Raw genomic sequence first — 13717 nt, 5'->3', positions numbered from 1 at the left:
CCGTTGTTGTCATAGTCGGTCCAGCCATAGCGGCGGTTCAACCGGCATAGGCCACCGGTTCCATCGTCTGGGCCTATGGCAAGAACAGCTGGAATCTGCTTTTTCTTAGGCGCAATTCCGTTCGGGGACGAGGGCTATCGTGTATCGCTGGTGCACCGACGAGGTCGAGCCGCATGACCGCTTCGACTATTGGCGCGAGGTGCGCGCCAAGGGCCTGTTCGGCGTCACCGCCGAACTCGAGCGCGAGCGGCGCGCGGACTTCTTCGGCGAATTCTCGCTGCGCCAGCTCGGCGGCGGCGGCGGTCTCGTCGAGCTGAAGGCTTCGCACTACACGGTCGAGCGCAGCACCTCCGACATCGCCTACGCGCCCGGCGACAGCATCTGCGTCTACCAGCAGCTGGGCAGTGGCGGCTGGTTCGGCGGCATGCGCGGAAACGACTTCGCGATCGCCAATGGCAGCTTCGCCACCAGCCATACCGACCTGCCCTACCGCACCGCGCCGCTCGGCGCCGGGGGCTTCCACCTGCGCATCCTGAAGATCCCTGTCAGCCACATCCCGGCGCAGGACAGGCGCATCCGCGAACTCGCGCCGAAGACCTTCAATGACCCCGCTCTGGCGCCCCTGCTCGCGGCCTGCTTTGCCGATCTCGGCGAGGCCGCCGCTGGCGACGCGACCTCCCTGGTTCAAGTCCTGGCCCATCTGGCGCTGATCGAGCGCGGCATCGTGCGCCCCGGCAGCCGGCTCGGACAGGCTGCGCTGCGGACCGCCCGTCTCTCGCAGGCGCGGCGCCTGATCGCGCGCCACCTGCAAAACCCGGATCTGGCGCCGGCGATGGTGGCCGATCTGCTCGGCGTTTCCGTGCGTCACCTGCACATGCTGTTCGAGGCCGCCGAGAAGAGCTTCTCGCAGACCGTGACCGACGAGCGCCTCGAGAGAAGCCGCCGCCTGTTGCGCGAGACGCCGGAGCGGCTGATCGCCGACATCGCGACCTCCTGCGGCTTCGAGAGCCTGGCGACCTATTACCGGGTCTTCAGCGCCGCCCATGGCATGGCCCCCGGCGATTTCCGGGCGCGGGGGTCCGAAGGGCATTAGACGCTCCCGCCGCCCGGCCAATGGCCGAGGCGGAAAACCCCAGCCAGGCCCGCTATTTGGGCAAAAACCCCAGGGTTTTTAGGGTCTTCCCGCGCCTGCTCCATTGACTTTGGCCAATTCCCGCCTATGTTCCGGAGCGACGCGGCTCAGATCGAAGAGCGATTCTTGAGCCTTGCGCTTTGTTCGCGTGAGTCAGCACCCCCAGCTTCCTAGAGAGCGCGCCGTTTCGGGGTGGAACGCGACCAGCCTTATTACCCTCGATTCCGAACGGCGGTTTCGACCAGAGGCTCAATGTCCTTTTCAAATCTCGGACTATCCGAAAAAGTCCTCGCCGCAGTGGCGGCCACCGGTTACACCACCCCCACCCCCATTCAGGAACAGGCGATCCCCCACGTCCTCGCACGCAAGGACGTCCTCGGCATCGCCCAGACCGGCACCGGCAAGACCGCGGCCTTCGTGCTGCCGATGCTTACCATCCTCGAAAAGGGCAGAGCCCGGGCGCGCATGCCGCGCACCCTGATCCTGGAGCCGACCCGCGAGCTCGCGGCACAGGTCAAAGAGAATTTTGACCGCTACGGCGCCGGCCAGAAGCTCAACGTCGCGCTGCTGATCGGCGGCGTTTCGTTCGGCGACCAGGATGCCAAGCTGACGCGCGGCGTCGACGTGCTGATCGCAACCCCGGGCCGCCTGCTCGACCACACCGAGCGCGGCGGCCTCCTGCTCACCGGCGTCGAGCTGCTCGTCATCGACGAAGCCGACCGCATGCTGGACATGGGCTTCATTCCCGACATCGAGCGCATCTGCAAGCTCGTCCCCTTCACGCGGCAGACCCTGTTCTTCACCGCGACCATGCCGCCGGAAATCCGGCGCATCACCGAGACCTTCCTGCACAACCCGCAGAAGGTCGAAGTCTCCAAGCCCGCCACCACTGCCGTCACCGTCACGCAGTCCCAGGTCCCGGCCGGGCGCGAGGCGCATGAAAAGCGCGAATTGCTCCGCCGCCTGCTGCGCGAGGCCAAGGATCTCAAGAACGCGATCATCTTCTGCAATCGCAAGCGCGAAGTCGCGATCGTTCACAAATCGCTCCAGAAGCACGGCTTCAGCGTCGGTGCGCTGCACGGCGACATGGACCAGCCGGCCCGCATGGCCGCGCTCGAGCAGTTCCGCAAGGGTGAGCTGCCGTTGCTGGTTGCCTCTGACGTCGCTGCGCGCGGCCTCGACATTCCCGAGGTCAGCCACGTCTTCAATTTCGACGTCCCTCACCATCCCGACGACTATGTCCATCGCGTCGGCCGCACCGGCCGCGCCGGCCGCAGCGGTACGGCGATCTCGATCGTCACGCCGCTCGACCAGAAGTCGATGGTCGCGATCGAAAAGCTGATCGGCCAGAGCATTCCGCGCGCCGAGGGCGACTACGAAGTCCACGCAGAAGCCGGCGATGCGACCGACCGTCCGCGCGAGCGCGGCCGCGAACGTTCACGCGGCGGACGCGGCAAGCCGCAACGCGGCGGTCGCGACCGTGAGCGCAGCCACGAGCCGCGCGAGGCGCGTGGCGAGGCACGGCCTTCTGCCGAAGCGCGGCCCGCCCCCGAGGCGAGGCCCGCACGCGAGGCAAGGCCCCCGCGCGAAGCCAGGCAATCATCCGAGCCGCGTCACGGCGCGCGCCCGCAAGCCAATGCGTCGCATGTGCCGTCGATCGGCCGTCCCGAACCGCGCCGCCAGCGCGAGGTCGACGCCGAGCCGGGCGATCATTCGCACCTTCCGGCATTTCTGTTGCGGCCGGTCCGCTCCCCCGCCGGCGCCTGAAGCGCGACGCGCTTCAGGTCGATTGAGACAGACTTCCGCACACTTTTTCGGACGCATTCGTGAACGTATATTTACGGGGTGTTCACGATCGTCCGTTAGCCTACGAACATAATTTAAGTATTGCCGCGGTCGATGGCGCACCGACCGTTGTGGGGTATGTTCCGTGGTCAAGGTGCTCGACGAACACGAACGCACGATGGCGTTCGCCGAGGTGGCGCTCGGTCAGATCCGCTCGCTCCGCCAAACCGCAATTCCCCGCAATTACGAGATCTGGTACGTCTACGCCACCGGCTACAACGCGCCGCTCAACAAGATCATCAACGAGACGCTGGCCCGCCACGGCAAGCTGACCGAAGCCGATCTCGAGCAGATCTACGAGACCTATCTCTCCCACATCAAGACCACCGACCGCATCGACAAGGTCGGCGCGCGCGTCATCGGCGAGATCGACGACGTGATGAAGGTGCTGAGCGATGCGCTCGGCATGACCGGCTCCTATGACGCCAGCCTGTCGGGCGCGACCGAACGGCTGTCGTCGGCCAAGAGCCGCGAGCAGATCAAGGCGATCGTCGAGACGCTCATGCGTTCGACCAACGAGATGCGCGAGACCAACAAGGCGCTGGAAGACCGGCTGACGCTATCCAGGAGCGAGATCAGCAATCTCCAGCAGAGCCTGGAGGCGATCCGCGCCGAGAGCCTGACCGATCCGCTCACGGGCCTCGGCAACCGCAAATATTTCGACCGCATGATCGACATGGCCGTGCAGAGCGCGCTCGCATCAGGCGAGCCGCTGTCGCTGCTGCTGTTCGACATCGACCACTTCAAGTCGTTCAACGATTCTTACGGCCATCTCACCGGCGACCAGGTGCTGCGCCTGGTCGGCCTGTCCATGAAGCAGACCATCAAGGGCCAGGACATCACCGCGCGCTATGGCGGCGAGGAGTTCGCCGTGCTGCTGCCCAACACCGCGCTGCGCCAGGCCCTCACGGTCGCCGATCACATCCGCCGCGCCGTCATGGCGAAGGAGTTGAAGAAGAAGTCCACCGGCGAGATTCTCGGCCGCGTCACCATCTCCGTCGGCGTCTCCATGCTCAAGCCGGGCGACGACACGGACGCGCTGATCGAACGCGCCGATGCCTGCCTCTACGCCGCCAAGCGCAACGGCCGCAACCGCGTGATCTGCGAAGCCGATCCGGAATTTGCCATCGAGAGCCACAGTCGCGTGGCGTGACGCGGACACTGCGCGCAGAAGACCATGCGCGCTTGACATTCTCTCCCGACAAGCAACATCTTCCTCGCCGCCTTACGGTGCGAGCGTCCAGAGGACTTGTCGCCTTGGCCAATCCCCATGATTTTCACAGCCCGCAACGGTCCTACACCAGGGACGAGCTGCTGCGATCGAGCGAAGGCGGCTATTTCGGCCCCGGCAATGCGCAATTGCCGGCACCGCCGATGCTGATGATGGACCGCATCTCCGAGATCAGCCTGGACGGCGGCGCGTTCGGCAAGGGCCATATCGTCGGCGAGCTCGATATTGTACCGGGCCATTGGTTCTTCGATTGCCACTTTCGCGGCGATCCGATGATGCCGTCCTCTCTCGGGCTCGATGCCATGTGGCAGATGATCGGCTATTGGCTCGGCTGGTCGGGCTCACCGGGCAAGGGCCGCGCCATCGGCGTCGGCGAAGTCGAGTGCACGGGCACCATCACACCGGACGCGCAGCGCGTGCGCTACGAGGTCGCCATGCGCCAGGTCCGGCGCGGCAAGCTGGTGCTCGGCATTGCCGACGGTCGGGTGCTTGCGGACGGCACCTGCGTCTTCGTGGCCAAGGACATGAGGGTTGGCCTGACCAAGGCGGCGGACTGAGCTCAGCCCCTTCGCCTGGCGCGCTTGCGGACCGGGCTCGTCTTGCCCGCCTTCTTCGGCGCTTTCGCAGATTTGACGGCTTTCTTCGCCGGTCTGGTCGCCGCCTTCTTCGACGCCTTCTTACCCCTGGGCCGCTGCTTCACCTTGGCGCGCTGGGCGGCGGCAAGCGCCGCCCTCGCCCATTGCGCAAGCTCCTGGGAATCGTCGAACAGCCGCGCGGGCAGCTCCCAGTAGGAGTTGACGGTCACGGTCTTGGCGCGGGTCGAGTACTGGAACGGCTTTGAGCCTTCTGTCTCGAAGTCCGGGATGGTCAATTCGTCGGCGCGGAGGAACAGGCCGGCGCGCAAGGCGAGCGCGAAGTTGGTGCCGTCGGCGGAGATGCCGTAGCCGGAGAACATCTTGCGGATGGTGACAGGGCCGAAATCGGCGAACAGGTCGATCAGGAATTCGCGGTCCATGGCCCAAATACCTCTCCATCGTCGTCCCGGCGAAGGCCGGGACCCATAACCACAGGAGGTAGTTTAGCGATGACCGTTGGTCGCGCCAGCGTCGGTACTGACACCGTCCGTCACCGCGAGATCACGCGGTATGGGTCCCGGCCTTCGCCGGGACGACGGCAGAGTAGTTGGCGAAAGCGACGCTACCCGTCGATCTTCGCCGGCCGCAGCTCGACCGATTCGCCGCAGCCGCAGGCGGAGACCTGGTTGGGGTTGTTGAAGACGAACTGGGCCTGCATCTTGTCGGCCTTGTAGTCCATCTCGGTGCCGAGCAGGAACAGCACGGCCTTGGGATCGACCAGGATCTTGACGCCCTTGTCCTCGACGACCTCGTCGGTCGGGCGGACATCATGGGCATACTCGACGGTGTAGGACTGGCCGGCGCAGCCGCCGTTCTTCACACCGACGCGCAGGCCGACGATCTCGGAATCGGCGCGCTGGGTCAGCTCGCTGATGCGCTGGGCGGCGGCATCCGTCAGCCGCATCACCTGCGGGCGGGGCCGCCGCGGCTTCGGGGTGGAGGATGCTGGTGTTGCCTGTGTCATGTCAGTGATGTGGTCCGTTGCGGAGCAAATTCAATGCCAGGAATGAAAAGCAGAACGTACGCGTCACCACATGTTGAGCACGAGGCGGGCCTCGTCGCTCATGCGTTCGGGCGTCCACGGCGGCTCCCAGACGACCTTGACGTCGACCACGCCGACGCCGGGGACGCTGGCGACCGCATTTTCGACCATGGTCGGCAACTCGCCGGCGGCGGGGCAGTTCGGCGTCGTCAGCGTCATCTGCACGTCGACGGAACGGTCGTCCTTGATCTCGACCTTGTAGATCAGGCCGAGCTCGTAGATGTCGGCCGGAATCTCCGGATCGAACACGGTCTTGAGGCCCGCGATGATCTCGGTGGTCAGCCGCTCGGTTTCCTCCGGCGGCAGCGCCGACCGGGTTTCCATCGGATTGGCTTTGATTTCGGCCGTGTCACTCATGCGAACAAATCCCGCGCCTTCAACAGCGCCTGTGCCAGATGATCGACTTCTTCCCGCGTATTATACATGCCGAACGAGGCCCGGCATGTGGCCGTCACGTTGAACCGCTCTAAAAGCGGCATCACGCAATGGGTGCCGGCGCGCACCGCGATGCCCTGGCGGTCGATCACGGTGGCGACGTCGTGGGCGTGCGCGCCCTTGAGCTCGAAGGAGATCACCGGGCCCTTGCCGCGCGCCGTCCCGATCAGCCGCAGCGAGTTGATCTCGCGCAGCCGGTCCTGGGCATAGGTGGTGAGATCGTGCTCGTGGGCGGCGATGCGTTCCTTGCCGATCGAGTTGACGTAGTCGATGGCGGCGCCAAGGCCCACGGCCTCGACGATCGCGGGTGTGCCGGCCTCGAACTTGTGCGGGGGATCGCCATAGGTGACGACATCGCGCGAGACCTCGCGAATCATCTCGCCGCCGCCGTTATAGGGGCGCATCGCGACGAGATGGTCGTACTTGGCCCAGAGCACGCCGATGCCGGTCGGGCCGTACACCTTGTGGCCGGTGAAGACGTAGAAATCGCAGCCGAGGTCCTGGACGTCGACGGGCAGATGCACCGCACCCTGGCTGCCGTCGACCAGCACGGGAATGCCGCGGGCGTGAGCAATCTTCACCACGTCCTTGATTGGGACGATGGTGCCGAGCGCGTTCGACATCTGCGTGATCGCGACCAGCTTGGTCTTCGCCGTCAGGAGCTTCTCGAACTCGTCGATGAGGAAATTGCCCTCGTCGTCGACCGGCGCCCATTTGATCACGGCCCCCTGTCGTTCCCTGAGGAAATGCCAGGGCACGATGTTGGAGTGGTGCTCCATGATCGAGATGACGATCTCGTCGCCCTCTTTGATATTCGGCCCGCCCCAGGACGAGGCGACGAGGTTGATGGCCTCCGTCGCGTTGCGGGTGAAGATCACTTCCTCGGTCCGGGCAGCGTTGATGAACTGCGCCACCTTGGTGCGGCCGCCTTCATAGGCTTCGGTCGCGGCATTGGCGAGGTAATGCAGGCCGCGATGCACGTTGGCGTATTCGCTCGTATAGGCCTGCGTCATGCGCTCGAGCACGGCGCTCGGCTTCTGCGCCGATGCGGCGTTGTCGAGATAGACCAGCGGCTTGCCGTAGACCTGCATGGCCAGCGCCGGGAAATCCTGGCGCACGCGCGCGACGTCGTAGGCGCCGTTCTTGACTGCCGGATGCGTGCTCATGACCTCCGCTCCAGCCAGCGCTCGGCGATGCCGATCACGTGCTCGCGCAAGCCATCATCGGCGATCTGCTCGATCGCTTCGCCCACAAAGGCCTGGATCAGCAGCGCCTGGGCCTGCTTCTCGGGCAGGCCGCGCGCCTTCAGATAGAACAACAGGCTGTCGTCGAGCGCACCGGCAGTGGCGCCGTGGCCGCAGGAGACGTCGTCGGCGAAGATCTCGAGCTCGGGCTTGTTGTCGGCTTCGGCTTCGTCCGAGAGCAAGAGCGCGCGGGTCATCATCTTGCCGTCGGTCTTCTGCGCGTCGGGACGGACGATGATGCGGCCCTGGAACACCGAATGGGCACGATCGTCGATTACGGCGCGGAAGATCTCGCGGCTGACGCAGTTCGGCACGGCATGGTCGACGACCAGCGTGGTGTCGCCATGCTCGGTCTTCTTCAACAGGTTCACGCCGTTGATCGCGAGCTCGCTGCCCTCGCCCGCCAGCGTGATGAAGCCCTGGAGGCGGCTGACAGCCGCGCCGGTGGTCATGTTGAAGAAGTTGACCTTGGTGTTGGCGCCGACGGTGACGAATTGCGAGGTGATGTTCACCGCGTCGGGCGCATCGTCCAACAGGCGGATATGCGCGACGTCGGCGTTGTCGCCGATCGTCACGATCACGGCGTCACTGACCTGGTAGGCCTTGGCGCCGGCTGCCACGAAGCTTTCGATGATGGTGGCGCGAACGCCGTTCCCGACTGCGACCTGCGAGCGGGTGAATGCCGAAGCAGAAGCCGCGGTCGCGATATGAATGATCTGGATCGGCGCAGACAGTTGCGCGCCATCGGCAATCGACAGCACGACGCCATCGGTCGCCATCGCCGCGTTCAGCGCGATCACGGCGTCGGTGGACGCCGTCTTCAGGAGAGCGCCATCCTTCTCCAGCGTCTCCCGGAGCGTCTTGAGGCCGACCTCGGAGACGAGCGCCTTGACGTCGGAAAGATCAGCCGCGAACACGCCATCGACCAGCACCAGCTTGCGGGCGCCAGCGATCGCATGCGCCTTCACGGCGTCCGCGGCGCGTTTCAGCGCGGCCGCATCGGGCGCGGCTGCGAGCGGCAGCACCTCGCCGACCAGCGCGCGCAGATCGGTGTACTTCCATTCCTCGATCCGGCGGTGCGGCAGGCCGAGACGCTCATAGGTCTCGAACGCCTCGCGGCGCGCCGCAATGACCGCCGGCGAACCCGGCAGCCGGCCTTCGGCGCTGGCGAAGAGATCGCTCACCGCGCGGCCGCTTCCGGTCTTTGCCACAGCAACGTTCATCCCAAAAATCCTTACGCGTCCTCGAACTGGGTGTAACCGGACGCTTCCAGCTCCAGCGCCAGATCCTTAGCGCCGCTCTTCACGACACGGCCCTTCGACATCACGTGCACGAAATCGGGCACGATGTAGTTGAGGAGCCGCTGATAATGGGTGATGACGACCATCGCGCGCTTCGGCGAACGCAGTGCGTTGACGCCGTCGGCCGCAATCCGCAGCGCGTCGATGTCGAGGCCGGAATCCATCTCGTCGAGGATGCACAAGCTCGGCTCGAACAGCGCCATCTGGAGCACCTCGTTGCGCTTCTTCTCGCCACCGGAGAAGCCGACGTTGACGCCGCGCTTGAGCATGTCCTGCGGGATGTTCAGCGACTTCGAGACCTCGCGGACCTTCTTCAGGAAGTCGGGGGTCGAATACTCATCCTCGCCGCGCGCCTTGCGCTGCGCGTTGAGCGCGGTGCGCAGGAAATTCATGGTGGCGACGCCGGGGATTTCCACCGGATACTGGAACGCCAGGAACACGCCCTTGGCGGCGCGCTCTTCGGGGGCCATCTCCAGGAGGTCCTCGCCCTTGAACAGGATCTGGCCGTCGGTGACTTCATAGCCGGGCTTGCCGGCGATGACGTGCGAGAGCGTCGACTTGCCGGAGCCGTTCGGCCCCATGATCGCGTGCACCTCGCCTTCGTTCACGGTCAGCGTCAGCCCGTGGAGGATCTCACGCTCCTCGACACGAACCTTCAGGTCTTTCACTTCAAGCAAAGCCATTTTGGTGTCCAGTCTATTCAAATGATGCATGGAGCGCCGAGGCGCGCCGCGAGGGTCGGTGTTAACCGACCGACCCTTCAAGCGAGATCGAGATCAGCTTCTGCGCTTCCACCGCGAACTCCATCGGGAGCTGCTGGAGCACGTCCTTGACGAAGCCGTTGACGACGAGGCCGACAGCCTCTTCCTGCGAAAGACCGCGCTGGATGCAGTAGAACAGCACGTCCTCGGAGATCTTCGAGGTCGTCGCCTCGTGCTCGAACGTCGCCGAGGAGTTCTTGGCCTCGATGTACGGCACGGTGTGCGCACCGCATTTGTCGCCGATCAGCAGCGAATCGCAGGCGGTGAAGTTGCGCGCGCCGGTCGCCTTGCGATGCGCGGTCACGAGCCCACGATAGGTGTTCTGCGACTTGCCGGCCGCGATGCCCTTGGAGATGATCCGGCTCGACGTGTTCTTGCCGAGATGGATCATCTTGGTACCCGAATCGACCTGCTGGTAGCCGTTCGAGATCGCGATCGAATAGAATTCGCCGCTCGAGTTATCGCCGCGCAGGATGCAGCTCGGATACTTCCAGGTGATGGCGGAACCGGTCTCGACCTGGGTCCAGGAGATCTTGGAGCGGTCGCCGCGGCAGTCGCCACGCTTGGTGACGAAATTGTAGATGCCGCCCTTGCCTTCCGAGTTGCCCGGGTACCAGTTCTGCACCGTCGAATATTTGATCTCGGCGTCATCGTGCGCGACGAGCTCGACCACGGCGGCATGCAGCTGGTTCTCGTCGCGCTGCGGCGCGGTGCAGCCTTCGAGATAGCTGACGTAGGAGCCCTTGTCCGCGATGATCAGCGTGCGCTCGAACTGGCCGGTGTTGCGCTCGTTGATGCGGAAATAGGTCGACAGCTCCATCGGGCAGCGCACGCCCGGCGGCACGTAGACGAACGAGCCGTCGGAGAACACCGCCGAGTTCAGCGTCGCGTAGAAATTGTCCGAGGTCGGAACCACCGAGCCGAGATATTTCTGGACCAGCTCGGGATGCTCGCGGATCGCCTCCGAGATCGGCATGAAGATCACGCCGGCCTTCTTCAGCTCCGCCTTGAAGGTGGTCGCAACGGACACCGAGTCGAACACCGCGTCGACCGCGATCTTGCGGCGGGCCGGGTCTTCCTCGCCCACCTTGGGCTCGACACCTTCGAGCATCGCGACTTCCCGCAAGGGAATGCCGAGCTTCTCGTAGGTCTTGAGGATCTCCGGATCGATCTCGTCGAGCGAGCTGATCGTCTTCTTCGGCTTCGGCGCCGAATAGTAATAGAGGTCCTGGAAGTCGATCTTGGGATAGTCGACGCGCGCCCAGGTCGGCTCGGTCATGGTCAGCCAGCGCCGATAGGCCTCAAGCCGCCACTGGAGCATCCAGGCGGGTTCGTTCTTCTTCTCGGAAATGAACTTGACGGTCTCTTCCGACAGCCCCTTGGGGGCCTTGTCGGACTCGATCAGGGTCTCAAACCCATAACGATACTGATCGACGTCGATGCGCTTCACGCGCTCGACCGTCTCTTGCACGGCTGGCATTCTATCCTCCGCTCGCGGTTTCAAGGACCGCGGTGGATCAAAGTCGGACGAGTATTACGATGTTTTCTGGCCGAAAGCACGCGCTTAGAACCGTTCAAGCCGTGTTTCGTCGCTTACCCTCTAAGTAGGGTATTACCAAGCTTTCGCCAAGCCTCTAACGCCCTATTGATGTCGTCCGGTTCCGTAGACCAGCCCAGACTGAGGCGCACCGCTCCCTGGGCGACCGAGGGGTCGAATCCCATGGCGGACAGCACGTGGGACGGTTGGACCTTGCCCGAAGAACACGCCGAGCCGGAGGAAACCGCGATGCCTTCGAGGTCGAAGCCGATCACCGCGGTCTCGGCCTTCAGGCCCGGTGCGGTGAACAGGATGGTATTTGGCAACCGCTCCGTATTGTCAGAGAAGATCGTCGCGCCGGCGATCGCCCGGATGCCATTTTCCAAGCGATCTCTGAGGGTTGCCATCTGCTTCGCATCCTCCGGCAAAGCCTGAAGCGCAGCCTTCACCGCCGCGCCGAAGCCGGCAATGCCCGCGACATTCTCGGTTCCGGCCCGGCGGTTGAGCTCCTGCCCGCCCCCTCTGAGCAACGGTTCCACCCCGGAAACCCCCTCCGCCACGACCAGCGCGCCGATGCCCTTGGGCCCGCCGATCTTGTGTGCAGAAAACGTCGCAAGGTCCGCGCCTATCGCGTTAATATTGAACGCAATTTTGCCCAGCGCCTGGATCGCATCGACATGCAGGAGCCCCCCCGCGTCGTGAACGATCCGGGCGGCTTCCGCGACCGGCTGGAGCGCGCCGGTTTCGTTGTTGGCCGCCATGATCGACACCAGCGTCGGCGGGCCGTCGTTCAGCAGCGCCTTGAGGTGGTCGAGATCGAGCACGCCGGCGCGCGTCACCCTGACATGGCCGACCTTGTCCGCCGGGAACCGGCCGCCTGCCAGCACCGAGGCATGCTCGACGGCAGAGACAAGCAGCCGCTCGACGGGGCCGCCGGATGGCCCCCGCAGACCAGGCGACAGCGCCAGCGCATTGGCCTCGGTTCCGGCGGAGGTGAAGACGACATTCCGCGGCAGGGCGCCGACAGCGCTCGCCAAAGTGGAGCGCGCTTCCTCGACGAGGCGTCGCGCCTCCCGCCCCTCAGCATGGACCGAAGACGGATTGCCGACGAGGTCATAGGCCGCGACCATCGCCGCCCGCGCCTCGTAGCGCAGCGGCGTGGTCGCATTCCAGTCGAGATAGACGCGGGTCGGCATCTGGCCCTCTTAGCACCTTTTGCCATCGCGCCAATCGGAACCCGGCGCAGATCAGGCCGGCTGCTCTCGCGCGATCCCGGCCGAGGACCGGGTCTCCATCCGTAATCCGAACAGCGGACGCAGCCAGGCGATCCGGCGCGCAATCTCGTAGCTGGCGAAACAAGTGAGCGCGGTGCCGGCAATTACGATTGCGGCCTCGCTGCCGGCTGACAGCCCACTGTCCCGCAGCGCGTGCGCGATCACGATGATCGCGGTCTGATGCACGATGTAATAGGGAAAGATCGCATCGGTCAGATAGCGGCGCACGGGGCTGTCGGCCGTCAAATGGCGTCGCGCAAAGCCGAGCACCGCCGCCATCGCCAGCCATTGGTAACAGCCATAGACCGAGCCGGCGAACCATCTCAGCATCGACGACCGCGGGAACAAGCCGGCATAAACGAGGACGAAGGCGGCGAAGCAGGCGGCTGCAAGCGCCAGCGCCGCCCGCCGATGCCGCTCGATGTCGCGCCAGATGCTGTCCTGGCGTGCGAGCAGGAAGCCGATCAGGAACGCGGTCGCATGGTCCGCGTGGTTGTACCAGTCGCCGAACAGCGCATGCGTCGACGGGAAGACCGGCGACAGAAACAGCCGCCAGGCTGCAAACAGCAGGCACGGCAGCACCAGCAGCCATGGCCCGGCGAGCGCAGCCGCCACCCTCTCGCCGATCCAGTCCGCGGCCGCCGGCCACAGGGACAGCACGCCAATCAGGGCCATGGTGTAGACCCAGAGATAGACCACGAACCAGAGATGGTTCCAGGTCGGCAGCACGATGCAGGGGTTCGGACAGAATTGCGAGCCGAACGCCAGGTAGTGGTGGATGTAGAAATCGACGAAGCCTTGGGGATAGCCGAGGCTCTCGACGATCTGGAGGTAGGATTGCGGCGGCACGATTACGAGCATGCCGAAGATCAGCGGGATCAAGAGCCGCGCCGACCGCGCGCGGGCGAAGCCGGCGAGCCCGTACTTTCCCAGCATGAAGCGGCTGGCGACCCCGGAGACAAGGAACAGCAGCGACAGCCGCCACGGATTGAGCACCAGCATCACCGGCTCGAGCCAGGTCAGCCGGTGCACGCTCTTGATGTGAAACCCCCAGGACACGTAGAGCATGCCGACGTGGTAGAAGATCAGAAGCCCGAAGGCTAAGATCCGCACCCAGTCCAGATCGACGCGTCGTTCCGGGGGTGAGAGTTGCTGCGGTGTTGACATGGTTTTCTGCTCCTTGACGGGACGACAAACGCGGTTTTGGGGCCATGGCTGACACCGAAAATGCCCGACAAACGGAGCGCGTCGAACCGGTTCGGGATCAGGATCGGACGCGA

Annotated in this window: 13 protein-coding genes; 4 read left to right on the top strand and 9 right to left on the bottom strand. The window is 64.9% G+C overall.

Annotated elements, in window-relative coordinates:
- Positions 1-139 precede the first annotated feature (139 nt).
- The 4 genes from A3M7_RS0103165 to fabA all read left to right on the top strand — a co-directional run bounded on the left by A3M7_RS0103165 (position 140) and on the right by fabA (position 4765).
- Positions 140-1093 carry a helix-turn-helix domain-containing protein gene (locus A3M7_RS0103165; protein ID WP_027542619.1) on the top strand — a complete coding sequence of 318 codons (954 nt, stop codon included), beginning with the start codon at positions 140-142 and terminating at the stop codon, positions 1091-1093.
- 291 nt (positions 1094-1384) lie between these two features.
- Positions 1385-2899, top strand: a complete 1515-nt coding sequence (locus A3M7_RS0103160) for a DEAD/DEAH box helicase (protein WP_027542618.1) — start codon at positions 1385-1387, stop codon at positions 2897-2899.
- A 163-nt stretch (positions 2900-3062) separates the two neighbouring features.
- On the top strand, positions 3063-4130 hold the full coding sequence (locus A3M7_RS0103155; RefSeq protein ID WP_027542617.1) for a GGDEF domain-containing protein: 1068 nt from the start codon (positions 3063-3065) through the stop codon (positions 4128-4130).
- 104 nt (positions 4131-4234) lie between these two features.
- Positions 4235-4765, top strand: coding sequence for a bifunctional 3-hydroxydecanoyl-ACP dehydratase/trans-2-decenoyl-ACP isomerase (fabA, locus tag A3M7_RS0103150; protein WP_027542616.1), 531 nt, complete (start codon positions 4235-4237; stop codon positions 4763-4765).
- Positions 4766-4767: 2 nt separating this feature from the next.
- Here the strand turns inward: fabA and A3M7_RS0103145 are convergent, their stop codons facing one another.
- From A3M7_RS0103145 to A3M7_RS0103105, 9 genes are all read right to left on the bottom strand, one after another.
- Positions 4768-5223 (bottom strand): TfoX/Sxy family protein, encoded by a 456-nt coding sequence (locus A3M7_RS0103145; RefSeq protein WP_027542615.1) that lies wholly within the window; start codon positions 5221-5223, stop codon positions 4768-4770.
- A gap of 182 nt (positions 5224-5405) precedes the next feature.
- Complete coding sequence (locus A3M7_RS0103140; protein ID WP_014495548.1) at positions 5406-5747, bottom strand: iron-sulfur cluster assembly accessory protein; 342 nt, start codon at positions 5745-5747, stop codon at positions 5406-5408.
- A gap of 123 nt (positions 5748-5870) precedes the next feature.
- Positions 5871-6242 carry an SUF system Fe-S cluster assembly protein gene (locus tag A3M7_RS0103135; RefSeq protein WP_011087115.1) on the bottom strand — a complete coding sequence of 124 codons (372 nt, stop codon included), beginning with the start codon at positions 6240-6242 and terminating at the stop codon, positions 5871-5873.
- On the bottom strand, positions 6239-7486 hold the full coding sequence (locus A3M7_RS0103130) for a cysteine desulfurase (protein ID WP_027542614.1): 1248 nt from the start codon (positions 7484-7486) through the stop codon (positions 6239-6241). The genes A3M7_RS0103135 and A3M7_RS0103130 overlap by 4 nt, the downstream gene beginning before the upstream one ends.
- Positions 7483-8787, bottom strand: coding sequence for a Fe-S cluster assembly protein SufD (gene sufD, locus A3M7_RS0103125; RefSeq protein ID WP_027542613.1), 1305 nt, complete (start codon positions 8785-8787; stop codon positions 7483-7485). Before sufD ends, A3M7_RS0103130 begins: the two co-directional genes overlap by 4 nt.
- A gap of 11 nt (positions 8788-8798) precedes the next feature.
- Positions 8799-9548 carry a Fe-S cluster assembly ATPase SufC gene (sufC, locus tag A3M7_RS0103120; RefSeq protein WP_027542612.1) on the bottom strand — a complete coding sequence of 250 codons (750 nt, stop codon included), beginning with the start codon at positions 9546-9548 and terminating at the stop codon, positions 8799-8801.
- Positions 9549-9609: 61 nt separating this feature from the next.
- A complete protein-coding gene (sufB, locus tag A3M7_RS0103115; protein ID WP_027542611.1) occupies positions 9610-11106 on the bottom strand; it encodes a Fe-S cluster assembly protein SufB in 1497 nt (498 codons plus the stop codon).
- Positions 11107-11219: 113 nt separating this feature from the next.
- Positions 11220-12359 carry a cysteine desulfurase family protein gene (locus tag A3M7_RS0103110; RefSeq protein WP_027542610.1) on the bottom strand — a complete coding sequence of 380 codons (1140 nt, stop codon included), beginning with the start codon at positions 12357-12359 and terminating at the stop codon, positions 11220-11222.
- Between the two features lie 51 nt (positions 12360-12410).
- Positions 12411-13604 carry an acyltransferase family protein gene (locus A3M7_RS0103105; RefSeq protein WP_027542609.1) on the bottom strand — a complete coding sequence of 398 codons (1194 nt, stop codon included), beginning with the start codon at positions 13602-13604 and terminating at the stop codon, positions 12411-12413.
- Between the last annotated feature and the right edge of the window lie 113 nt (positions 13605-13717).

The sequence above is a fragment of the Bradyrhizobium sp. WSM2254 genome (genome assembly GCF_000472645.1).
Taxonomy (GTDB): domain Bacteria; phylum Pseudomonadota; class Alphaproteobacteria; order Rhizobiales; family Xanthobacteraceae; genus Bradyrhizobium; species Bradyrhizobium niftali.
This window is presented reverse-complemented; position numbering and strand designations above follow the sequence as displayed.